Origin of the sequence: Nocardioides ochotonae, assembly GCF_011420305.2 — a bacterium.
In the GTDB taxonomy this organism is placed as follows: Bacteria; Actinomycetota; Actinomycetes; order Propionibacteriales; family Nocardioidaceae; genus Nocardioides; species Nocardioides ochotonae.
In genome coordinates, this window is sequence record NZ_CP061769.1 from 523,808 (window position 1) to 546,138 (window position 22,331).

Consider the following 22,331-nt stretch of genomic DNA (forward strand, 5'->3'; position numbering starts at 1 on the left):
GGGCCGGCGGCCACCGCCGCCGGCCCGGGCCGATCAGTCCTCAGCTTTGATTTCGAGAACTAACGAAGGACAACAGCCACCGTGCTCGATGTGAACTTCTTCGACCAGCTTCAGATCGGCCTGGCCACCGCGGACGACATCCGTACCTGGAGCCACGGCGAGGTCAAGAAGCCGGAAACGATCAACTACCGCACGCTCAAGCCCGAGCGTGACGGCCTCTTCTGCGAGAAGATCTTCGGTCCCACCCGGGACTGGGAGTGCTACTGCGGCAAGTACAAGCGCGTGCGCTTCAAGGGCATCATCTGCGAGCGCTGCGGCGTCGAGGTGACCCGTTCCAAGGTGCGTCGCGAGCGCATGGGCCACATCGAGCTGGCCGCGCCCGTCACCCACATCTGGTACTTCAAGGGTGTCCCGAGCCGTCTGGGCTACCTGCTGGACCTGGCGCCGAAGGACCTCGAGAAGGTCATCTACTTCGCCGCCTACATGATCACCTCCGTCGACGAGGAGGCCCGTCACAACGACCTGTCCTCCCTCGAGGGCAAGGTCGGCATGGAGCGTGAGCGTCTCGAGAAGCGCCGCGACCAGGCGCTCGAGGACCGCAGCCGCAAGCTGGAGGAGGACCTCGCCCAGCTCGAGGCCGAGGGTGCGAAGGCCGACCAGCGCCGCAAGGTGCGCGACGGCGCCGAGCGCGAGATGAAGCAGCTGCGCGACCGCTCGCAGCGCGAGATCGACCGCCTCGACGAGGTCTGGAACACCTTCAAGAGCCTCAAGGTCCAGGACCTCATGGGCGACGAGATGCTCTACCGGGAGATGAAGACCTGGTTCGGCAAGTACTTCGAGGGCTACATGGGCGCGACCGCGATCCAGAAGCGCCTCCAGGACTTCGACATCCCGGCCGAGATCGAGTCGCTGCGCGACACGATCGCCAACGGCAAGGGCCAGAAGAAGGTCCGCGCGCTCAAGCGCCTCAAGGTCGTCGACGCCTTCCGCAAGACCGGCAACAAGCCCGAGGGCATGGTCCTCGACGCCGTCCCGGTCATCCCGCCGGACCTGCGTCCGATGGTGCAGCTGGACGGTGGCCGCTTCGCGACCTCCGACCTCAACGACCTGTACCGCCGCGTGATCAACCGCAACAACCGCCTCAAGCGCCTGCTCGACCTCGGTGCGCCGGAGATCATCGTCAACAACGAGAAGCGGATGCTCCAGGAGGCCGTCGACTCGCTGTTCGACAACGGCCGTCGTGGTCGCCCCGTCACCGGCCCGGGCAACCGGCCGCTGAAGTCGCTCTCCGACATGCTCAAGGGCAAGCAGGGTCGCTTCCGTCAGAACCTGCTCGGCAAGCGCGTGGACTACTCGGGCCGTTCGGTCATCGTGTCGGGTCCGCAGCTGAAGCTGCACCAGTGTGGTCTGCCCAAGCAGATGGCCCTGGAGCTCTTCAAGCCGTTCGTGATGAAGCGCCTGGTGGACCTGAGCCACGCTCAGAACATCAAGTCCGCCAAGCGCATGGTCGAGCGCGCCCGCCCGGTCGTGTGGGACGTCCTCGAAGAGGTCATCACCGAGCACCCGGTGCTGCTGAACCGTGCGCCCACCCTGCACCGCCTCGGCATCCAGGCCTTCGAGCCCCAGCTGATCGAGGGCAAGGCCATCCAGCTGCACCCGCTGGTCTGCACGGCCTTCAACGCCGACTTCGACGGTGACCAGATGGCGGTGCACCTGCCGCTGTCCGCCGAGGCGCAGGCCGAGGCCCGCATCCTGATGCTCTCGACCAACAACATCCTCAAGCCCTCGGACGGCCGTCCGGTGACCATGCCTACCCAGGACATGATCATCGGCCTGTTCTTCCTGACCCAGGACCGCGAGGGCCAGCCCGGTGAGGGTCGCTCCTTCGGCTCCCAGGCCGAGGCGATCATGGCGTTCGACCGCCGCGAGATCACGCTGCAGTCGAAGGTCAACATCCGGCTGACCGATGTCGTGCCGCCGGTGGGCTTCGAGACCCCCGAGGGCTGGGAGCCGGGCCAGCCGCTGCTGATCCCGACCACGCTGGGTCGCACGATCTTCAACGACAGCCTTCCGGCCGACTACGCCTACGTGAACAACAAGGTGGGCAAGAAGGAGCTCGGCGCGATCGTCAACGACCTCGCGGAGCGCTACACCAAGGTCGAGGTCGCCGCCTCGCTCGACGCCCTCAAGGACAACGGCTTCCACTGGGCCACCCGCTCGGGTGTCACGGTCTCCATCGACGACGTCACGACGCCGTCGGACAAGAAGGAGATCCTGGCCGGCTACGAGGCCCAGGCCGCCAAGGTGCAGAAGCAGTTCGAGCGCGGTCTGGTCACCGACGACGAGCGTCGCCAGGAGCTCGTCGAGATCTGGACCGAGGCCGGCAAGCGCGTCGGTGAGGCCATGGAGAAGGCGTTCGTCGACACGAACCCGATCCACATGATGGTGAACTCGGGCGCGTCTGGTAACTACAACCAGATCCGCCAGGTCGGCGCCATGCGTGGCCTCGTGGCCAACCCGAAGGGCGAGATCATCCCCCGCCCGATCAAGGCGAACTTCCGTGAGGGCCTCTCGGTCCTGGAGTACTTCATCTCCACCCACGGTGCTCGCAAGGGTCTGGCCGACACCGCGCTGCGTACCGCCGACTCGGGCTACCTGACCCGTCGTCTGGTGGACGTCTCGCAGGACGTCATCATCCGTGAGGACGACTGCGGCACCGAGCGCGGTCTGCCCAAGCGGATCGGTGAGCGCCTCGAGAACGGCACCGTGGTCAAGCACGAGAACGCCGAGACCGCGGCGTACGCCCGTGCCGCCGCCGTCGACGTGGCCCACCCGGAGACCGGCGAGATCCTCGCCGCCGCCGGCGACGACCTCGGCGACGTCAAGATCGCCGAGCTGATCGCGGCCGGCATCGAGGAGGTCAAGGTCCGCTCCGTGCTGACCTGTGACGCCCGCACCGGCACCTGCGCCAAGTGCTACGGCCGCTCGCTGGCCACCGGCAAGCTGGTCGACATCGGTGAGGCGGTCGGCATCATCGCCGCCCAGTCCATCGGTGAGCCCGGCACGCAGCTGACCATGCGTACCTTCCACACCGGTGGTGTGGCCTCCGCGGACGACATCACCCAGGGTCTGCCCCGCGTGGTCGAGCTCTTCGAGGCCCGCTCCCCGAAGGGTCGTACGCCGATCGCCGAGGCCGCTGGTCGCGTCGAGATCGAGGACTCCGACAAGGCCCGCAAGGTCCTGCTCACCCCCGACGACGGCTCCGAGGTCCAGGAGTACCCCGTCTCGAAGCGCTCGCGCCTCAACATCGAGGACGGCCAGCACGTCGAGGTCGGTCACCACCTGACCTCGGGTACCCCGGACCCGCAGGACGTCCTGCGGATCCTGGGTGTGCGCAAGGCCCAGGAGCACCTCGTGGACGAGGTCCAGGAGGTCTACCGCAGCCAGGGCGTGGCGATCCACGACAAGCACATCGAGATCATCGTCCGGCAGATGCTGCGCCGGGTGACGGTCATCGAGTCGGGCGAGACCAACCTGCTGCCCTCCGACCTCGTGGACCGCGTGATCTTCGAGGAGGAGAACCGCCGCGTGGTCTCCGAGGGCGGCAAGCCGGCCTCGGGTCGCCCGGTGCTCATGGGCATCACCAAGGCCTCGCTGGCGACCGAGTCGTGGCTGTCGGCCGCCTCCTTCCAGGAGACGACCCGCGTCCTCACCGACGCCGCCATCCACGGCCGCTCGGACTCGCTGCGCGGTCTGAAGGAGAACGTGATCATCGGCAAGCTGATCCCGGCGGGTACCGGCCTCGAGCGGTACCGCAACATCCGGGTGGAGCCCACCGAGGAGGCCCGCGCCGCGGCGTACTCCGTCACCGGCTACGACTCCTACGACTACGAGTTCGGCGGCACCGCCGGCGCCGCTGTCGCTCTGGACGACTTCGACTTCGGGTCCTACCAGAACTGACGCGACCACTCGCGGTCTCGGACGGCCCCGCTCCCTTCTGGGAGCGGGGCCGTTCCGCGTCCCGGGGGTCTTCGGCGGGAGCGGGGGCGAGGTGGCTTGGTCGCCCCTGTGGTGGGCTGCGAGAATCGCAGGGTGAGCACCCCTGTCAAGACCGACGTCCTCGTGGTCGGCGCCGGCCCGGCCGGCTCAGCCGCCGCCGCCTGGGCCGCCACCTCCGGCGCGGACGTCGTGCTCGCCGACGCGGCGGTGTTCCCCCGCGACAAGACCTGCGGCGACGGGCTGACCCCGCGGGCGATCGCCGAGCTCGACAAGCTCGGGCTCACCGACTGGGTGCGCTCGCACACCGTCAACCGGGGCCTGCGCGCCCACGGCTGGGGCCAGGTGCAGGAGCTGCCCTGGCCGGGCGGCGAGCACCCCACCTGGGGCTCCGCGGTGGCCCGCACCGAGCTCGACGACCACCTGCGCACCGCGGCGCTCAAGCGCGGCGCCGTCGGGGTGGAGAACGCGCGGGCCGTGGACGTGCGGATGGACGGCGACCGGGTGGCCGCCGTCGTGTTCCGCGGGGAGGGGGAGACCTTCGAGATCGAGTGCGAGCGGCTCGTGGTCGCCGACGGCGTGCGCTCGCCGCTGGGCAAGGTGCTGGGCCGCGAGTGGCACCGCGACACCGTCTACGGCGTGGCCGGACGCTCCTACATCGCCTCCACGCGCAGCGACGACCCGTGGATCAGTTCCCACCTCGAGCTGCGCGACCAGGAGGGCACCGTGCTCTCCGGCTACGGCTGGATCTTCCCGCTCGGCACCGGCGAGGTGAACATCGGAGTCGGCGCCTTGGCCACAGCCGCGCGCCCGGCCAACATCGCGGTGCGCCCGCTGATGAGCCACTACGCCGACCTGCGCCGCGAGGAGTTCGGGCTCTCCGGCGAGCTGCGCGCCCCCGCCTCGGCGCTGCTGCCGATGGGCGGTGCCGTGAGCGGCGTGGCCGGTGCCAACTGGGCGCTGGTCGGCGACGCGGCCGCGTGCGTGAACCCGCTGAACGGCGAGGGCATCGACTACGGCATGGAGACCGGCCGCCTGGTCGCCGAGCTGCTCGCCGACGGTGCCGACCTGGCGACCGCCTGGCCGGCGCTCCTGCGCGAGCACTACGGCGAGGCGTTCTCGATTGCCCGCCGCCTGGCCGGGATCGCGACCGTGCCCCGCCTGGTCGCCACCCTGGGTCCGGCCGGCATGCGCAGCGACCTGCTGATGACGCTCGCGCTGCGCTGGATGGGCAACCTGGTGAGCGAGGAGGACCGGGACCGGGCCGCGCGGATCTGGCGCTGGGCCGGTCGCCAGTCGATCGCGCGCGACGCCCGACCGCCGTTCTCGTGAGCCGCCCCGCCCCTGTCCAGCGGGTCGCGGCGTACGCCGTGATCGTGCGCGGCGAGCAGATCCTGCTCAGCCGGATCGCCGAGCGGATCGCCCAGGGGGAGATGTGGACCCTGCCGGGCGGCGGGCTCGAGCGCGGCGAGGAGCCGCGCGCCGGGGTCGTCCGCGAGGTGTACGAGGAGACCGGGCTGACGGCGAGCGTCGGCGAGAGCGCCCGCGTCTACACCTTCCACCAGCCCTCCGCGTGGCGTGACGGCCGGCGCGTCGACGTCTGGTCGGTGCGGATGGTGTACGACGCGTGGGTGCCGGTGGACGCGCCCGAGCCGCGGGTCGTCGAGGTCGACGGCTCCACGGTCGAGGCCGCCTGGCAGCCGCTGAGCGACGTGCTCGACGGCACCCTGCCGGTGACCGCGCTGGTGCGCGAGGCGCTGGCCGACCACGCGGCGGCCCGGCACCAGCGGGTGGCCGCCTATGCGCTCGCCCGCCGCGACGACGCGGTGCTGCTGACCCGGATCTCCGCGCGCGGCGCCCACCCGGGCAGCTGGACGCTGCCCGGCGGCGGCATCGACCACGGCGAGGAGCCCCGCGCCGCGCTGCGCCGCGAGCTGCTCGAGGAGTGCGGGGTCGTCGCGGAGGTGGGCGAGGTGCTCGAGGTCCACGACGTGCACTTCACCGGCACCGCGCCGACCGGGCGTCGTGAGGACTTCCACGGCGTGCACCTGGTCTTCGCGGCCGCGGTGCCGCCCGGGGCGCAGCCCCGCGTCGCGGAGGTGGACGGCACCACCGACGCCGCCGCCTGGGTGTCGGTGGCCGACATCGAGTCCGGCGCGGTCGAGGTGCTCGACGTGGTGCGCGCCGCGCTCGCCGCGGCCCAGCGCCGGGGCTGAGCGACCCGCCGGGCGGCGTACGTCTCACCGGCCCCGGGCGGCGTGCGCGCCGTCGGGGCGGGAGTGGGAGACTGGGCCGGTGCGGCTCGCGTTCATCCTGACCACGGCGGCGTACGCCGTGCTGCTGGGCGTGGCCGCGACTCGTCTGCCCGAGCGGGTGCCCGTGCACCTGGGCTTCATGGAGCACCCCGAGAGCTGGGGCTCGCGAGCCGAGGTCGTCGCGCTGTTCGGCGTCGCCGGGCTCGTGCTCGCCCTCGCCACCCCCTGGGTCGCACGGGTGCTGCCGAGGCAGCCGCTCTCCTCGCCGTGGGTCGACGTCCCCCACCTCGAGTGGTGGAGCGCCACGCCCGCCCGTGAGGCGGAGGCCCAGCGCCGCATGGTCGGCGTCCTGTACGGCGTCGGCGCGGCGGCGATGGTGCTGCTCGGCGGCGTCCTGGTCTCCGTGGTGGCCACGGCCCGGGCGGGGGAGCCCACCCTGGGCTCGCCGTTCCTCACCGTGATCGGCGGCGGAGTGGTCGGCCTGATCGTCTGGTCGTTGTGGATGTCGTTGTTCCGTTACCGACCCCAGGAGGGGCGATGAGCGCCGAGACCATCACCGCAGGCGCAGGCGCCGCGGGCGCACCCGCGAGCGGGGACCTGAAGGCCGAGCTGCGCCGTCGCGGGCTCACCGACGTCGACGACACCACGCTGACCCGCGCGATGTACTCCACCGACGCCTCGATCTACCGCGTGGTGCCGCAGATCGTGGCCCGCCCGCGCCACGTCGACGAGCTCGACGCCCTGCTCGACGCCTCCCGCACCCTCGGTGTGCCGCTGACGATGCGCGGCGCCGGCACCTCGATCGCCGGCAACGCGGTCGGGACCGGCATCGTGGTCGACACCGTGCGCCACCTCAACCGGGTGCTGGAGATCGACCCCGAGACCCGCACCGCGCTGGTCGAGCCGGGCCTGATCCACGCCAACCTGCAGAAGGCCGCGGCTCCGCACGGGCTGCGCTTCGGCCCCGACCCCTCGACCCACCCGCGCTGCACGATCGGCGGGATGATCGGCAACAACGCGTGCGGCTCCCGCGCGCTGGGCTACGGCCGCACCGCCGACAACGTGGTCGACCTCGACGTGGCCTACGCCGCCGACGGCGACGTGCCCGCGCAGCTGGCCGCGCTCGTCGAGGCCCACCTCGGGCACGTGCGCACCAGCTTCGGCCGCTTCTCGCGCCAGGTGAGCGGCTACTCCCTGGAGCACCTGCTTCCCGAGCGTCGCTCGCTGGACAAGTTCCTGGTCGGCTCCGAGGGCACCCTCGCGGTGGTCCGCCGCGCCCGGGTGCGGCTGGTCCCGGAGGTCGCGCGCCACCTGGTCGTGCTCGGCTACGCCGACATGTTCGAGGCCGCCGACGCGGTGCCCGCACTGCTCGCCGCGGTCGGCCAGCAGGACGTCTCCACCGAGGGCTCCGCCCTGGTCGCCTGCGAGGGCATGGACGCCCGCATCGCCGACCTGGTCCGCGCCCGTGGCGGGTCGGTGCCGCAGCTGCCGCGTGGCGCCGGCTGGCTGATGGTCGAGGTCGTCGACCCCGAGCTCCTCACCACGGTCGTCGCGGCCGCCGGCGCGCTGGACCACCGGGTGGTCACCGACGCCGCCGAGGCCGCCGCGCTGTGGCGCATCCGCGAGGACGGCGCCGGACTGGCCAGCCGCAGCCTGCCCACCCCGGCGTACTCCGGCTGGGAGGACGCCGCCGTCCCGCCCGCCCAGCTCGGCGCCTGGCTGCGCGACTTCGACGCGCTGCTGCGCGAGCACGACCTCGACGGGGTGCCCTACGGCCACTTCGGCGACGGCTGCGTGCACGTGCGCATCGACTTCAAGTTCGACGACGGCGGGGCGTCCTTCCGCGACTTCATGACCGCCTCGGCCCACAAGCTCGCCGAGTACGGCGGGTCGCTGTCCGGCGAGCACGGCGACGGCCGGGCGCGCTCGGAGCTGCTGTCGATCATGTATCCCGAGGAGTCGGTACGGCTCTTCGGCGCGGTCAAGGCGATCTGCGACCCCGCCAACGTGCTGAACCCCGGTGTCCTGGTCGACCCCGCCCCGCTGGACGCCGACCTGCGCCCGGCGCGCCCGCGCACCCGTGAGGGCGTCCCCGCGCTGCGCTTCCTGCACGACGAGGGCTCCTTCGGCAACGCCGTGCACCGCTGCACCGGCGTCGGCAAGTGCGTCGCGGCCACCAGTGCCGGCGTCATGTGCCCGTCGTACCAGGCCACCCGCGAGGAGAAGGACTCCACCCGCGGCCGGGCCCGGGTGCTCCAGGAGGCGCTCGACGGCGCCCTGGTGCAGGGCGTGCAGGACCCGGCCGTGCACGAGGCGCTCGACCTGTGCCTGTCGTGCAAGGGCTGCTCCTCGGACTGCCCGACCGGCATCGACATGGCGACCTACAAGTCCGAGGTGCTGCACCAGACCTACTCCGGCAAGGTGCGCCCGCGGACCCACTACCTGCTCGGCCGGCTGCCGCAGTGGGTGCGGATGAGCGCCCCGGTCGCGCCGCTGTCCAACGCGGTGATGCGGATCAAGCCGCTCGCCTCGCTGGCGCGCGCCACCGCCGGCATCGACCAGCGCCGCTCGATCCCCACCTTCGCCACCACCACGCTGCGCCGCAGCCAGCGCAAGGCCCAGAAGTCCGCACAGCAGTCGGCCCAGGGGGCCGGCGCCGAGCAGGCCCCGGACGTGTGGGTGTGGGCGGACTCCTTCACCGACCACTTCTTCCCGCGCAGCGGGCACGCCGCGATCCAGGTGCTCGAGGCCGCCGGCCTGCGGGTGCGGGTGATCGAGGAGTCCGCGTGCTGCGGGCTGACCTGGGTCACCACCGGCCAGCTCGACCAGGCGCGTTCGATCATGGAGCGCACCGTGCGCACGCTCGCGCCGTACGTCGACTCCGGCGTGCCGGTGATCGGGCTGGAGCCGTCCTGCCTGGCCACCCTGCGCAGCGACGCCACCGAGCTCACCGCCGACCCGGCCGCGGCGCGGGTCGCCGTCGGGGTGCGGACCTTCGCCGAGCTGCTCACCGACCTCGTCGGCGAGGGTCGAGTGCGGATGCCCGACCTCACCGGCACCGAGATCGTGGCCCAGCCGCACTGCCACCACTCCTCGGTCCTCGGCTGGTCGGCCGACGAGAAGCTGCTGCGCGACGCCGGGGCGACGCTGACCAAGGTCGCGGGCTGCTGCGGGCTGGCCGGCAACTTCGGCATGGAGAAGGGCCACTACGAGGTGTCGGTGGCGGTCGCGGAGACGCACCTGATGCCGGCGGTCCGGGCCAACCCCGGCGCGGTGGTGCTGGCCGACGGCATGTCGTGCCGGGTGCAGCTCGCCGACCTCGCCGACGTCGAGACGCTGCACCTCGCCGAGCTGCTCGCCTCGCGCCTCGAGGGCTGAGGCGGCGTCCCCAGCGATGCCGGGCCGCGCGGGCGGCGCTCCTAGACTGGAGGCGTGAACCCACGCCACCGCCGCTTCATCATCCCGGCCTTCCTGATGCTGCTGCTGGTCATCGTGGTCCTCACGGCGGTGACCCAGTGAGCGAGCCGCTGCTGCGGGTGCTGACCCAGATGCGCAGCCACCTGCTCGACCCCGACAGCCTGGTGCGCGCCGTCGCCTCGGGACGCCAGAAGGGCTCCCAGCCGCGCTGGCGCCGCGTCGAGCTGCGCTACGTCGACCTCAAGGCCGGCCGGCACCTGCAGATCACCTCCTACGACCAGACCCAGGCCCACACGGCCAACTACCCGGTCGGTCCCGACGGGGTGAGCGACGCGGCCCGCGCGGCCGTGGACGAGGTCATCGACGAGCCGTTCGGCAACTGGCACGTCGAGACCACCACCCAGAGCCACCAGGTGCGGGTCACCAAGAAGCTCGAGGCGTTGCTGCACACCACCGACCGGGAGACCCCGGTCGCGGTCGAGCGTGGCCACGACCGGGACAAGCAACGGCTGCTGGCCGAGGACGACCCGCTGTTCCGGGCGCTCGGCCTCACCGACGCCCAGGGCCGGCTCAAGCCGAGCCGGCAGGCCAAGTACCGCCAGGTCGAGGAGTTCCTGCGCCTGCTGGACTCCTCGATCAGCGACGCGCTCGCCAAGGGCCAGCTGCGCCGCCCCACCGCCGAGGACCCGCTGCGCGTGGTGGACCTGGGCTGCGGCAACGCCTACCTCACCTTCGCCGCCCAGCGCTTCCTCACCTCCGTGCGCGACCTGCCCGTCGTGGTGACCGGCGTGGACGTCAAGGAGCAGTCGCGCGAGCACAACACCGCGGTGGCACGCGAGCTCGGCGTCGACGCGGAGTTCGTGGTCGGCAGCATCGATGGCGTGCAGCTTGACCGGGCGCCCGACGTGGTGCTCGCCCTGCACGCGTGCGACACCGCCACCGACGAGGCGCTCGCCCGCGCGGTCGAGTGGGGCGCCCAGCTGGTGCTGGCCGCGCCCTGCTGCCACCACGACATCGCCGCGCAGCTGCGCCGGGCGCCCACCCCCGCGCCGTACGCGCAGCTGACCCGGCACGGCATCCTGCGCGAGCGGCTGGCCGACACCCTCACCGACGGGATCCGCGCCACCCTGATGCGGCTGCAGGGCTACCGCGTCGACGTCGTGCAGTTCGTCGAGAGCCAGCACACGCCGCGCAACACGCTGCTGCGGGCGGTGCGCACCGGATCGCCGGTCAAGGGCGGGAGCCTGCGCACCGAGTACGACGACCTGGTGCGCACCTGGGCGGTCCGTCCGCGCCTCGCGGTGCTGCTCGACGAGCTGCCCGCCGAGCAGACGAGCGAGGATGCGCCGGCCCCGGCCTGAGCGCGCCCTCGCGCTCCTGGTCGCGGTGCCGTTCGCCCTGGGCGCGGCCGCCGCGCCCCCGGACGAGCGCGACGTCGTCGTCGAGATCGCCGATCCCGCGATCACCGAGGCCAGCGGCCTGGTGGTGGTCGACGGCGACCTGGTGGTCGTCAACGACTCCGGCGACGGCGGGCGGGTCTTCGTGGTCGACCCGGTGAGCGGCAGGACCGTCGGGACCACCAGCTGGGCCGAGGCACCGCGCGACACCGAGGCCCTCGCCCCGGCCGGCGCCGGGCACGTCTGGGTCGGCGACATCGGCGACAACCGGCGGGTCCGCGAGTCCGTCACCCTGCTGCGGGTCCCGGTGGGACGCGGGGACCGGACCGTCGAGCCGGAGGCCTACGAGCTGGTCTACCCCGACGGCGCCCGCGACGCCGAGACGCTGGTGGCGCACCCGGGCACCGGGCAGCTGCTCGTGGTCTCCAAGGAGGTCCTCGGCGGCAGCGTGTACGCCGTGCCGCGCCGCCTCGACGCGGACCGGCCGAACCGGCTGCGCCGCCTGGCACCGGGGCCGGCGTTCGCCACCGACGGCGCGTTCTGGCCCGACGGCCGGCACCTGCTGGTGCGCGGCTACAGCGGCGCGACGCTGCTCAGCTGGCCGACCCTGGAGCGGGTCGCCTCCGTCGCGCTGCCGTCGCAGCGTCAGGGCGAGGCGATCGCGGTGGGCGAGGACGACGAGGTGCTGGTGCTCTCCGAGGGGCTGCACGAGCCGGTGCTGCGCGTCGAGCTGTCGCCGGAGGTGCGCGCCGCGCCGGACCCGGCCCCGGCGACCGCCTCGGTCGCGCCCGAGCCGGGCACCGACACCGAGGTGTCGCGTGAGGACCCGGCCCCGTCCGACCCCGCCGACGCCGAGGACCGGCCCGCCTGGCCGTGGTTCCTGGGCGGCTGGGTGGGCCTGGGCGTGCTGGTCCTGCTGCTGCGCTGGCTGTGGGGTCGCCCCCGCCGCTGACCCTCCTCCCGCCGAGTCGGCGGTTGTGGCGCGCGGCGTACCGGCTCGACAGCCGGAGGCCTCGCGCCCCGAGGGGGCGGGTTTGCGCCGTCGGGGGCGTGGCTACTTTTCCGGCGTGCCCCGACTGCGCCGTACCTCTCCCGACCAGCCGGGTTGGACCCGGCGGCGGGCCGGGCGCGGCTTCGTCCACCTCGACCAGCACGGTGCCCGGCTTGACGACGAGGACGTCGAGCGGGTCCGCGACCTGGTGATCCCGCCGGCGTGGACCGACGTGTGGGTCACCCCGCATGCGAACGGCCACCTTCAGGCGGTCGGCACCGACGCGGCCGGACGGCGCCAGTACCTCTACCACCCGGCCTGGCGCGAGCGCCGTGACGCCGAGAAGTTCGACCGGATGCTCGCCTTCGGTGCCGCGCTGGCCTCCGCGCGCGAGGTCGTGGTGACCGACCTCGGCATGACCGGCATGCCGCTCGAGCGCGCGTGCGCCGCGGCCGTGCGACTGCTCGACCTGGGCTACTTCCGCATCGGCAACGACGTCTACACCGACACCAACGGCAGCTTCGGGCTGACCACCCTGGAGCGCCGCCACGTGCGCCGGCGCCAGGACCGGCTGGTCTTCGGGTTCGTCGGCAAGTCCGGGGTGGAGCACCGCATCGAGATCGACGACGAGGTCGTCGTGCAGACGATCGAGGAGATGCGCCGGCGCCGGGGCGAGGGCCGGCTGCTGTCCTACCGCGAGGGTCGCAGCTGGCGAGACCTGCTGCCCACGCTGGTCAACGAGTACATCCGGAGCTCCACCGGCATCGAGGCCACCGCGAAGGACTTCCGCACCTGGCACGCCACCGTGCTGGCCGCCGCGGCGCTGGCCGAGACCGAGGAGCCCGGGAAGTCGCAGGCCTCGCGGCGCCGGGCGGTGAGCACCGCGATGAAGGAGGTGTCCAGCTTCCTGGGCAACACCCCGACGCTGGCCCGCTCCTCCTACGTCGACCCCCGCGTCGTCGAGGCCTACGAGCAGGGGCGCACGATCAACGGCGCCACCCGAGCCGACTACGACACCCCCGATGAGCGCCAGGCGGCCCTGGAGGCCGCGACGCTCGAGCTGCTGCGAGAGGACTGAGGATGCAGATCACCGTCGTCGAGGGCGACATCACCGAGCAGGAGGTGGACGCGGTCGTCAACGCCGCGAACCGTGCCATGCGCGGCGGCGGGGGCGTCGACGGGGCGATCCACCGCGTCGGTGGGCCCGAGGTGCTCGCCGACTGCGTGCGGCGCTTCCCCGACGGGCTGGCGACCGGCGACGCCGGCTGGACGGAGGCCGGGAACCTGCCGGCGCGGTGGGTGGTGCACGTGGTGGGGCCCGACCGGAACGCCGGCGAGACCGACCGCTCCCAGCTGGTCTCCTGCTACGTCCGGGCGCTGGAGGTCGCCGACGAGCTCGGCGTCCGCAGCATCGCGTTCCCGCTGGTGGGCGCCGGGGTCTACGGCTGGGCGGCCGCGGAGTCGGTCGCGGCCGCGCTGGAGGGCATCGCTGCCGCCGAGGCGCGCGGCAGCGGCGTCGAGGAGGTGCGGATCGTGGCGTTCGGGCACCCGGCGTACGACGTGGTGCGCCGCGCGGTGGGGGGAGCCGGGGCTCAGAGCCGCTCGACGAGGTAGTCGATGCAGGCGGTGAGCGCCTCCACGTCGGACGGGTCGACCGCGGGGTACATCGCGATCCGCAGCTGGTTGCGCCCGAGCTTGCGGTAGGGCTCGGTGTCGCTGATGCCGTGGGCGCGCAGCGCGGCGGCGAGCGCCGCGGCGTCGACGTCCTCGGCGAAGTCGATGGTGCCGATCACCAGCGAGCGGTCGGCGGGCGCCGCGACGTAGGGGGAGGCGTACGGCGTGCGCTCGGCCCAGCCGTAGAGCGCCGAGGAGGAGCGGGTCGTGCGCTCGACCATGCCCGGCAGCCCGCCGTGGGCGTTCATCCAGTCCAGCTGCTCGGCCATCAAGAACAGCGTGGCGATGGCCGGGGTGTTGAGGGTCTGGTTCTTGCGCGACTGCTCGATCGCGCTGGGCAGGTCGAAGAACGCCGGGACGAAGCGCCCGCTCGCCGCGATCCGCTCGGCACGCTCGAGGGCGGCCGGCGACATCGTGGCCAGCCACAGCCCGCCGTCGGAGGCGAAGGACTTCTGCGGGGCGAAGTAGTAGACGTCGGTCTCGGTCAGGTCGACCGGCAGCCCGCCGGCGCCCGAGGTGGCGTCGATGAGCACCAGCGCGCCGTCGTCGATGCCGGCGGGGCGCACCACGGGCGCCATCACTCCGGTGGAGGTCTCGTTGTGCGGCCAGGCGTAGGCGTCGATCCCAGCCTCGGCGACCGGGTCGGGGCGGGTGCCGGGGTCGGTCGCGATGACCGACGGGTCGGCCAGCCACGGGGCGCGGGTCGCGGCCTGGGCGAACTTGGAGGAGAACTCACCGAAGGTGAGGTGCTGGCTGCGCTGCTCGATCAGTCCGAACGTCGCGATGTCCCAGAACGCCGTCGCGCCGCCGTTGCCGAGCACGATCTCGTAGCCGTCGGGCAGCGCGAAGAGGCTCGCCAGCCCGTCCTTGACCCGGCCGACGAGGTCGCGGACCGGCGCCTGGCGGTGCGAGGTGCCCAGCAGCGACGTACCGGTCGCGGCCAGCGCGTCGAGGTGGGCGGCCTGGATCTTCGAGGGGCCGGCGCCGAAGCGTCCGTCCGCGGGAAGGAGGTCGGCGGGGATCTGCGGGGCGGGGCTCATGGACTGCCTTTTCGGGAGAGGGCGGCGAGGCTCACCTGACCGCGCTGTCAGCTCCACCATTGTGTCAGCCCGCCCGGAGGCGCGATGAATCGTGGGTCGGGTGATCATGGGGGCGTGAGCGCAGCAGACGGACGGGTGACCGCGAGCGACGAGCGGGTGCCGCAGGAGCTGGAGATCGTGCGGGTCGGCCATGACGACCCCGACGCGCGGCGGCTGGTCGAGGAGGTCCAGGAGGAGTACGTCCGCCGCTACGGCGGGCGCGACGAGAGCCCGGTCGAGCCGGCGGAGTTCCTGCCCCCGGGCGGCAGCTTCTTCGTGGGCTACGCCGACGGCGTCGCGGTCGCCACCGGCGCCTGGCGACGCTCCGGTGTCGAGGCGTGCGGCACCCGGGTCACCGCCGAGGTCAAGCGGATGTACGTCGTCCCGACTGCCCAGCGCCGCGGGTACGCCCGCCGGATGCTGGCGCACCTGGAGGCCAGCGCCGCAGCCACCGGCTACGAGGCGCTCGTGCTGGAGACCGGCGACCGCCAGCCCGAGGCGATCGAGCTCTACCTCTCCTCGGGGTATGCGGAGATCCCCGGGTTCGGGCACTACCGCGACTCGCCGATCAACCGCTCGTTCGCCAAGCGGATCGACTGAGGGGTCTCGACGGGGGCGCCGTACTTTTCCGCGCAGTTGCCAGGAGAAGCACCGGTCCCGGCCGCAGAGAGGTGTCAACCCCAGCAAACTGCGCCGAAAGACACCAGGCTCGGGCTCGGGCTCGGGCTCGAGCGGCGGGCGCGGGCATGACCAGGGGCGCGCGGCGTCGTTGAGCCCGGCGGAGGTGGTCGCCATGACCAGTACGCCGGGGGGCGTCGAGAGCGGGGCGGTCGTCGAGTGGGCGGTCGCGCGGCTGGGCGCATGCCTGCGCGAGCGCGACGTGGCTGCGGCGCTCGGCTGCTTCGTCAGCGAGGGGGCGCTCTACGGCGACGACGTCGGCGAGCACGCCCACGGCGCGGAGGAGATGGAGTGGTTCTTCGCCGAGCTCTTCGAGGAGGACTTCACCCTCGCCTGGGAGGTCGAGGAGACCTGGGCGCGGCACCGCGGCGACCTGGTCTGGTTCGTGTGCGGCGCGCAGGTGGTGGTCCGCTCCGACGAGGGCTGGGAGGACCGGGCGCCGTTCCAGGTCTCCGGGGTGCTGCGGGCCACCGGGGCCGGGTGGCGCTTCGAGCTGTTCAACGCCAGCCAGCCCGCGCGGCGCACCGGCGTCGTGCTCGCCGGGTGAGCGCGCGCAGCCCGCGGCCCGCTCAGCCCTCAGCCCGCTCAGCCCGCGCGGCCTGGAGCCGCCGCTGGCGGCCGACGAACCGGATCGAGGAGCGGGCGACCAGGGCGGGGGAGAGCCGCCCGAGGCGCCAGACCACCCGGGCCTGGCGCGGGGTGACCAGCAGCGGCCGGTCCGCGGCCACCGCCGCGAGCGCCTGCTCGGCCAGCACGTCGGGGTCCAGCGCGCGGCGTACGCCCTGGCCCTTGAGGTAGTAGTCGCGACCACGGAACCGGCCGAGCTCGCCCTTCTCCAGCAGCGGTGTCTCCACGGCCGAGGGGCAGATCGCGGTCACCCCGACGCCCTTCGCGGCCGCCTCCGAGCGCAGCGCGAGCGAGAGCCCGACGACCGCGTGCTTGGTCGCGACGTAGGAGGTGATCAGCCCGGCCGCCATCAGCCCGCCCATGGAGGCGGTGTTGACGATGTGGCCGCCGCGCCCGCCGGCCGCTCCCTGGCGCACCATCAGCGGGTACGCCGCGTGCACGCCGTGCACCACGCCGCGCAGGTTGACGTCGATGATCGCGTTCCACTGCTCGAGGGTGAGGTCCTCGGTCTCCCCGCCGAAGGTGATCCCGGCGTTGTTGAACATCAGGTCGAGGCGCCCGTGCTCGTCGACGACCTCGTGCACGAGCGCGGCCACCGCCGCGGCGTCGGTGACGTCCAGCGCGGCCGGCCGGGCGGTGCCCGGTCCGGACTCGGGGCCCGCAAGTCCGACGGAGACGCGGGTCGCGGCGTCCGCGTCGAGATCGGCCAGGACGACGTGCGCCCCGGCCCCGACGAGCGCGCGGGCGAGGGCTGCGCCGACCCCGGAGCCGGCGCCGGTGACGATCGCGCTGCAGCCGGCGTACCGCCCGCCGTGGGGGAGCGCGGACGTCGGGCCGGGTGTGGGCTGGGTCACAGACATGCGGGGAGTGTGCCAGTCCCCGCCCGCGGGCGGGAGGGGTTCGTGGCGGGGGCCGGGTGCACGGGGCGTGGCTAGGGTCGGAGCATGAGTCGCGAGTCGCCCCTTCCCGACCTCGCCGCCCTGCGCGAGGAGTACGCCGCGGGCGGTCTCGCCGAGGGTGACCTCGCCGCCGACCCGATGACGATGTTCCGCGCCTGGCTGGCCGAGGCGCTCGCCGCCGGCCTCTACGAGCCGACCGGGATGGTCGTCTCCTCGGTCGGCGCCGACGGTGCGCCGTCGTCGCGGATGGTGCTGCTCAAGGGGCTGCGCCCCGAGGTGGCCGTCGGGCCAGAGGGGGCGGCCGGGCAAGAGGCGCCGGGCTTCGTCTTCTTCACCAACCGCGAGTCGCGCAAGGGCGGCGAGCTGGGCGCCGAGCCGCGGTGCTCGCTGCTGTTCCCCTGGCACCCGCTGGAGCGCCAGGTCCGCGTCGACGGGGTGGCCGAGCCGCTGCCCCGCGCCGAGGTGGAGGCCTACTTCGCGGGCCGTCCGCGCGGCTCCCAGCTCGGCGCCTGGGCCTCGCCGCAGTCGCGGGTCGTCGCCGGGCGCGAGGCCCTCGCCGCGGCGTACGACGAGGTCAGCGCGCGCTTCGAGGGCCGCGACGTGCCGGTGCCCGCGCACTGGGGCGGCTTCGTGGTGCGGCCCGAGTCGGTGGAGTTCTGGCAGGGCCGGCCCGGTCGGATGCACGACCGGCTGGTCTACCGCCGCGCCGGCACCGGCTGGCGCACCGAGCGGCTCGCGCCCTAGGCGAGGAATCGCGTGTGAGTGAGTGCTCACTCACTTAAGATGGGAACCATGTCGCCACGTGCCGCGCCGATGTCGCCCGAGCAGCGCCGGGCCGCCCTCGTCGAGGCGACCCTCGACCTGCTGCGCTGCCACGGGCGCGGGGTCACCACCCGCCAGATAGCCACGGCCGCCGGGGTCGCGGAGGGCACGATCTTCCGGGTCTTCGACTCCAAGGACGAGCTGGTCGACGCGGCCATCGCCCGGGCGTTCGTGCCCGGCGCCGTCGCCGAGCAGTTGGCCGGCATTGACCGCGGCCTGCCCTTCGAGGAGCGGATGACCCGGGTCGCGGAGATCCTCCAGCGGCGCTACCGCTCCACCTTCGAGCTGATGGGCCAGCTCGGGCTGGTCACCCCGCCTCCGGGCGCCGAGGGGGACGGCGAGCGGCACCGCCTCGAGGAGCTGCTCGCGCTCGTCGTCGACGTCATCGGCCCCGACGCCGCCGATCTCGTGGTCCCCGCCGACGAGCTCGCCCACCGCCTGCGGCTGCTGGTCTTCGTCGGCAGCCACCCCGCTCTCGCCGACGGCCGGCTGCTCACCCCCGAGCAGGCCGTCGACACCGTGCTCCACGGGCTGCACCGCCCCGGAAGGTCGTGACTCCATGCTGATCCGGCTCCTGCGCGAGCACCTCGCGCCGTACCGCCGCTGGCTGCTCGCCGTCGTCCTGCTCCAGGGCCTCGGCGTGGTCGCCGCGCTCTACCTGCCCAGCCTCAACGCCGACATCATCGACAACGGCATCGTCGCCGGGGACACCGGCTACATCGTCCGCGTCGGCGCGGTGATGCTCGGGGTCTCGGCGGTGCAGCTGCTCGCCTCGGTCGGCTCGGCCTGGTATGGCGCGCGCACCGCGATGAGCCTGGGCCGCGACCTGCGCGGCGCGCTGTTCCACCGGGTGCAGACGTTCTCCGCGCGCGAGGTCAACCAGCTCGGCGCACCGTCGCTGATCACACGCACCACCAACGACGTCCAGCAGGTGCAGATGCTGGTGGCGATGGCCTCGATCATCGCGGTCACCTCGCCGATCATGATGGTCGGCGGCATCGTGATGGCGCTGCGCGAGGATGCCGGCCTGGGCTGGCTGCTGGGCGTCGTCGTCCCGGCGCTGTTCGTCGCCGTGGGCTTCGTGGTCAGCCGGATGGTGCCGAGCTTCCGGCTGATGCAGGTGCGCATCGACGCGGTGAACCGGATCCTGCGCGAGCAGGTGGCCGGGATCCGGGTGGTGCGGGCCTTCGTGCGCGAGCCGTACGAGACCCGCCGCTTCGAGCGCGCCAACGACGACCTCACCGACGTCGCGCTGCGCGCCGGGCGCTGGATGGCCAGCCTGTTCCCGATCGTGATCCTGCTGGTCAACCTGGGCAGCGTGGCGGTGATCTGGTTCGGCGGGCACCGGGTGGACGCGGGGGAGACCGGCGTCGGCTCGCTGACTGCGTTCCTCAGCTATCTGATGCTGATCATGATGAGCGTGATGATGGCGACCTTCATGCTGATGCAGGTCCCGCGCTCCGCGGTCTGCGCGGACCGGATCGCCGAGGTGCTCGACACCCGCACCTCCGTCACCCCGCCGGCCGACCCGGTGCCGCTGGACCCCGCCCGCCGCGGCTGGCTCGACGTCGAGGGCGTCTCCTTCGCCTACCCCGGTGCCGCCGACCCCGTCGTGTGCGACGTGTCGTTCTCCGCACGTCCCGGGCAGACCGTGGCGGTGGTCGGCTCCACCGGCTCGGGCAAGACCACCCTGCTCAACCTGCTGGCCCGCCTGGTCGACGCCACCTCCGGCACGGTCCGGGTGGCCGGCACCGACGTGCGCCAGCTCGACCCCGACGAGCTGTGGTCCGACCTCGGCCTGGTGCCGCAGAAGGCCTGGCTGTTCAGCGGCACCGTGCGCGCCAACCTGCTGCACGGGCGCCCGGACGCGACCGAGGCCGACCTGTGGGCGGCGCTGGAGGTGGCGCAGGCCCGCGACTTCGTCGAGGCGATGCCCGAGGGGCTCGACGCCCCGGTCAGCCAGGGCGGGTCGAACTTCTCCGGCGGGCAGCGCCAGCGGCTCGCCATCGCGCGCGCCGTCGTACGACGTCCCTCGCTGTACCTGTTCGACGACTCCTTCTCCGCGCTCGACGTCGCCACCGACGCGCGGCTGCGGGCGGCGCTGCGCCCGGTCACGACCGAGGCGACCGTGGTGGTCGTCGCGCAGCGGGTCTCCACGATCCTCGAGGCCGACCTGATCGTCGTGCTCGACGACGGCCGCGTCGTGGGGCTCGGCACCCACGCCGACCTGGTGCTCGACTGCCCCACCTATCGCGAGATCGTCGCCAGCCAGCTGGGCATCGAGGAGGGAGACGCCGCATGAGCACCCCCCGCAAGCCCGCAGGACTGCGCGAGACCGAACGGATCGAGGCGCCCCCGGGCGGCCCCGGCCGCGGCCCCGGCGGCGGCATGGTCGCGCAGAAGGCGATGACCTTCGGACCGTCGGCCAAGCGGCTGGTCGCCCGGCTGCGCCCCGAGCGGGGCACCGCGATCGCGGTGATCGCGCTCGCCGTCGCCTCGGTCGCACTGGTCTCGATCGGCCCCACGATCCTCGGCCGCGCCACCGACCTGGTGTTCAACGGACTGCTGGCCGGCGACCTCCCGGCCGGCACCCCGCAGTCGGAGCTGCCCGAGGCGATCCGCGGCCAGGACGTCGTCCCGGGCCAGGGCGTGGACTTCGGCGCCGTGGGGCGGGTGCTGGGCCTGGCGATCGGTGTCTACCTGCTCGCCTCGCTGTTCTCCTGGCTCCAGGGCCTGTTGGTCAACACGATCGTGCAGAGCACCGTGCGCCGGATGCGCGGCGACGTGGAGGACAAGATCCACCGGCTGCCGCTGGCCGCCGTGGACCGCTCCTCGCGCGGGGAGCTGCTCAGCCGGGTCACCAACGACATCGACAACATCAGCCAGACGCTGCAGCAGACGATGAGCCAGCTGCTCACCGCGATCCTGACCGTCGTCGGCGTGCTGTCGATGATGCTCTGGATCTCCCCGGCTCTCGCGGTCGTCTCGCTGGTCTCGGTGCCGCTGTCACTGGTGGTGACCCGGGCGATCATGAAGCGCTCCCAGGGCCGCTTCGTGGCCCAGTGGCGTCGCACCGGCGCGCTGAACTCCCAGGTGGAGGAGGCCTACACCGGGCACACGCTGGTCAAGGTGCTCGGGCGCCGCGAGGAGGTCGAGCAGACCTTCGCCGAGGAGAACGAGGGGCTGTTCCGCGACAGCTTCGCCGCGCAGTTCATCAGCGGCCTGATCATGCCCGCGATGATGTTCGTCGGGAACCTCGGCTACGTGGTGATCGCCGTGCTCGGGGCGCTGCGGGTCGCCAGCGGCTCGCTGTCGATCGGCGAGGTGCAGGCGTTCGTGCAGTACGCGCGCCAGTTCAACCAGCCGGTCACCCAGCTGGCCTCGATGGTCAACCTGCTGCAGTCCGGCGTCGCCTCGGCCGAGCGGGTCTTCGAGCTGCTCGACGCCCCGGAGGAGCCGGCCGACCCGCCGGCCGGCAGCGGCGGGGAGATCACCCGCGGGGAGGTCGCCTTCGAGCACGTGTCGTTCGCCTACGACCCCGAGCGCCCGCTCATCGAGGACCTCTCGCTGGTCGCCCGGCCCGGGCAGACCGTGGCGATCGTGGGGCCCACCGGCGCCGGCAAGACCACGCTGGTCAACCTCATCCTGCGCTTCTACGACCTCGACTCCGGCCGGATCACCATCGACGGCCACGACATCGTCGGGATGTCCCGCGCCGACCTGCGCGGCCGGATCGGGATGGTCCTCCAGGACGCCTGGCTCTTCGGCGGCACGATCCGCGACAACATCGCCTACGGGCGCCCGGGCGCCAGCGAGGAGGAGGTGCTCGCCGCCGCGCGGGCGACCTTCGTGGACCGGTTCGTGCACTCGCTGCCCGAGGGCTACGACACGGTCGTCGACGAGGACGGCTCCAACCTGTCCGCGGGGGAGCGCCAGCTGATCACCATCGCCCGGGCGTTCCTCACCGACCCCGCGCTGCTGATCCTCGACGAGGCCACCTCGTCGGTGGACACCCGCACCGAGCTGCTGGTGCAGCAGGCGATGGCCGCGCTGCGCAGCGACCGGACCTCGTTCGTGATCGCCCACCGGCTCTCCACGATCCGCGACGCCGACCTGATCCTGGTGATGGAGGACGGCGCGATCGTCGAGCAGGGCACGCACGCCGACCTGCTCGAGGCCGAGGGCGCCTACGCCCGCCTGCACCGCGCGCAGTTCGAGGCCGCCCCGGTGGCCGACTGAGGCGCTGCCGGCCCCGCCGCCGGGACCGCCGGCGCGGCGGGAAAGTGCGTTGTCGCCTCCCGGCGCGCGGCGTACCGTGGAAGGACACGGGAAAGGAGGTGGTCCAGACAGTGAAGAGCTTCAGGACGCGTGAGGTGGCTGCCCGCTAGCAGCCCCGCGCTGCGGCGAATCCACCGCAGTCACCCGACCCGCAGGCGCGCCGGACCCCGTCCCCCCGGCCCGGCTCCCGGAACCCCCGGTGCCACGCCTGCGGGTCG

Annotated in this window: 17 protein-coding genes; 15 read left to right on the top strand and 2 right to left on the bottom strand. The window is 73.1% G+C overall.

All coding sequences use genetic code 11. The features are described 5' to 3' along the window. The first annotated feature begins 81 nt into the window (after positions 1-81). From HBO46_RS02580 to HBO46_RS02620, 9 genes are all read left to right on the top strand, one after another. Positions 82-3,960: a DNA-directed RNA polymerase subunit beta' gene (locus HBO46_RS02580; protein ID WP_166137161.1), complete on the top strand. Its 3,879-nt coding sequence runs from the start codon at positions 82-84 to the stop codon at positions 3,958-3,960. Between the two features lie 132 nt (positions 3,961-4,092). Next, positions 4,093-5,328: a geranylgeranyl reductase family protein gene (locus tag HBO46_RS02585; protein ID WP_166137158.1), complete on the top strand. Its 1,236-nt coding sequence runs from the start codon at positions 4,093-4,095 to the stop codon at positions 5,326-5,328. Further along, positions 5,325-6,212 carry an NUDIX domain-containing protein gene (locus tag HBO46_RS02590; RefSeq protein WP_224769341.1) on the top strand — a complete coding sequence of 296 codons (888 nt, stop codon included), beginning with the start codon at positions 5,325-5,327 and terminating at the stop codon, positions 6,210-6,212. The genes HBO46_RS02585 and HBO46_RS02590 overlap by 4 nt, the downstream gene beginning before the upstream one ends. A gap of 79 nt (positions 6,213-6,291) precedes the next feature. Then, entirely contained in the window at positions 6,292-6,792 is a 501-nt protein-coding gene (locus HBO46_RS02595) for a hypothetical protein (protein WP_166137155.1), read from the top strand. Continuing rightward, positions 6,789-9,629 (top strand): FAD-binding and (Fe-S)-binding domain-containing protein, encoded by a 2,841-nt coding sequence (locus HBO46_RS02600; protein WP_166137152.1) that lies wholly within the window; start codon positions 6,789-6,791, stop codon positions 9,627-9,629. Before HBO46_RS02595 ends, HBO46_RS02600 begins: the two co-directional genes overlap by 4 nt. A gap of 137 nt (positions 9,630-9,766) precedes the next feature. Continuing rightward, the gene (locus HBO46_RS02605) at positions 9,767-11,029 is read left to right on the top strand and encodes a class I SAM-dependent methyltransferase (RefSeq protein WP_166137149.1); all 1,263 of its coding nucleotides are present in this window, start codon (positions 9,767-9,769) and stop codon (positions 11,027-11,029) included. Further along, positions 11,010-12,017: a YncE family protein gene (locus HBO46_RS02610; RefSeq protein ID WP_166137146.1), complete on the top strand. Its 1,008-nt coding sequence runs from the start codon at positions 11,010-11,012 to the stop codon at positions 12,015-12,017. Before HBO46_RS02605 ends, HBO46_RS02610 begins: the two co-directional genes overlap by 20 nt. A gap of 115 nt (positions 12,018-12,132) precedes the next feature. Then, on the top strand, positions 12,133-13,134 hold the full coding sequence (locus HBO46_RS02615) for a DNA topoisomerase IB (protein WP_166137143.1): 1,002 nt from the start codon (positions 12,133-12,135) through the stop codon (positions 13,132-13,134). A 2-nt stretch (positions 13,135-13,136) separates the two neighbouring features. Then, complete coding sequence (locus tag HBO46_RS02620; RefSeq protein WP_166137140.1) at positions 13,137-13,670, top strand: macro domain-containing protein; 534 nt, start codon at positions 13,137-13,139, stop codon at positions 13,668-13,670. Here the strand turns inward: HBO46_RS02620 and serC are convergent. Continuing rightward, complete coding sequence (serC, locus tag HBO46_RS02625; protein ID WP_166137137.1) at positions 13,649-14,770, bottom strand: phosphoserine transaminase; 1,122 nt, start codon at positions 14,768-14,770, stop codon at positions 13,649-13,651. The two genes, HBO46_RS02620 and serC, sit on opposite strands and share 22 nt — an antisense overlap. Before the next feature lie 114 nt (positions 14,771-14,884). On the opposite strand from serC, the gene HBO46_RS02630 reads away from it, so the two are divergent. Together HBO46_RS02630 and HBO46_RS02635 are read left to right on the top strand one after the other, a co-directional pair. Next, on the top strand, positions 14,885-15,409 hold the full coding sequence (locus HBO46_RS02630) for a GNAT family N-acetyltransferase (protein WP_224769342.1): 525 nt from the start codon (positions 14,885-14,887) through the stop codon (positions 15,407-15,409). A gap of 193 nt (positions 15,410-15,602) precedes the next feature. After that, the gene (locus HBO46_RS02635; protein ID WP_166137134.1) at positions 15,603-16,034 is read left to right on the top strand and encodes a nuclear transport factor 2 family protein; all 432 of its coding nucleotides are present in this window, start codon (positions 15,603-15,605) and stop codon (positions 16,032-16,034) included. 22 nt (positions 16,035-16,056) lie between these two features. Here the strand turns inward: HBO46_RS02635 and HBO46_RS02640 are convergent, their stop codons facing one another. Beyond that, on the bottom strand, positions 16,057-16,974 hold the full coding sequence (locus HBO46_RS02640) for an SDR family NAD(P)-dependent oxidoreductase (protein WP_166137131.1): 918 nt from the start codon (positions 16,972-16,974) through the stop codon (positions 16,057-16,059). A gap of 84 nt (positions 16,975-17,058) precedes the next feature. On the opposite strand from HBO46_RS02640, the gene pdxH reads away from it, so the two are divergent. Genes pdxH through HBO46_RS02660 form a run of 4 tightly spaced genes read left to right on the top strand, consistent with a single transcriptional unit; the run spans position 17,059 to position 22,074 of the window. Next, complete coding sequence (gene pdxH, locus HBO46_RS02645) at positions 17,059-17,757, top strand: pyridoxamine 5'-phosphate oxidase (RefSeq protein WP_166137128.1); 699 nt, start codon at positions 17,059-17,061, stop codon at positions 17,755-17,757. A 48-nt stretch (positions 17,758-17,805) separates the two neighbouring features. Next, positions 17,806-18,390: a TetR/AcrR family transcriptional regulator gene (locus HBO46_RS02650; RefSeq protein WP_207949881.1), complete on the top strand. Its 585-nt coding sequence runs from the start codon at positions 17,806-17,808 to the stop codon at positions 18,388-18,390. Positions 18,391-18,394: 4 nt separating this feature from the next. Beyond that, positions 18,395-20,137, top strand: coding sequence for an ABC transporter ATP-binding protein (locus tag HBO46_RS02655; protein WP_166137122.1), 1,743 nt, complete (start codon positions 18,395-18,397; stop codon positions 20,135-20,137). After that, entirely contained in the window at positions 20,134-22,074 is a 1,941-nt protein-coding gene (locus HBO46_RS02660) for an ABC transporter ATP-binding protein (protein WP_166137119.1), read from the top strand. Before HBO46_RS02655 ends, HBO46_RS02660 begins: the two co-directional genes overlap by 4 nt. The last annotated feature ends 257 nt before the right edge of the window (positions 22,075-22,331 follow it).

What these genes read in the sequence shown, in the direction of transcription:
- HBO46_RS02600 (WP_166137152.1), top strand. Translation starts at nt 6,789, where the DNA reads ATGAGCGCCGAGACCATCACCGCAGGCGCAGGCGCCGCGGGCGCACCC.
- HBO46_RS02610 (WP_166137146.1), top strand. Translation starts at nt 11,010, where the DNA reads ATGCGCCGGCCCCGGCCTGAGCGCGCCCTCGCGCTCCTGGTCGCGGTG.
- HBO46_RS02620 (WP_166137140.1), top strand. Translation starts at nt 13,137, where the DNA reads ATGCAGATCACCGTCGTCGAGGGCGACATCACCGAGCAGGAGGTGGAC.
- serC (WP_166137137.1), bottom strand. Translation starts at nt 14,770, where the DNA reads ATGAGCCCCGCCCCGCAGATCCCCGCCGACCTCCTTCCCGCGGACGGA.
- HBO46_RS02635 (WP_166137134.1), top strand. Translation starts at nt 15,603, where the DNA reads ATGACCAGTACGCCGGGGGGCGTCGAGAGCGGGGCGGTCGTCGAGTGG.
- HBO46_RS02640 (WP_166137131.1), bottom strand. Translation starts at nt 16,974, where the DNA reads ATGTCTGTGACCCAGCCCACACCCGGCCCGACGTCCGCGCTCCCCCAC.
- pdxH (WP_166137128.1), top strand. Translation starts at nt 17,059, where the DNA reads ATGAGTCGCGAGTCGCCCCTTCCCGACCTCGCCGCCCTGCGCGAGGAG.
- HBO46_RS02650 (WP_207949881.1), top strand. Translation starts at nt 17,806, where the DNA reads ATGTCGCCACGTGCCGCGCCGATGTCGCCCGAGCAGCGCCGGGCCGCC.
- HBO46_RS02655 (WP_166137122.1), top strand. Translation starts at nt 18,395, where the DNA reads ATGCTGATCCGGCTCCTGCGCGAGCACCTCGCGCCGTACCGCCGCTGG.
- HBO46_RS02660 (WP_166137119.1), top strand. Translation starts at nt 20,134, where the DNA reads ATGAGCACCCCCCGCAAGCCCGCAGGACTGCGCGAGACCGAACGGATC.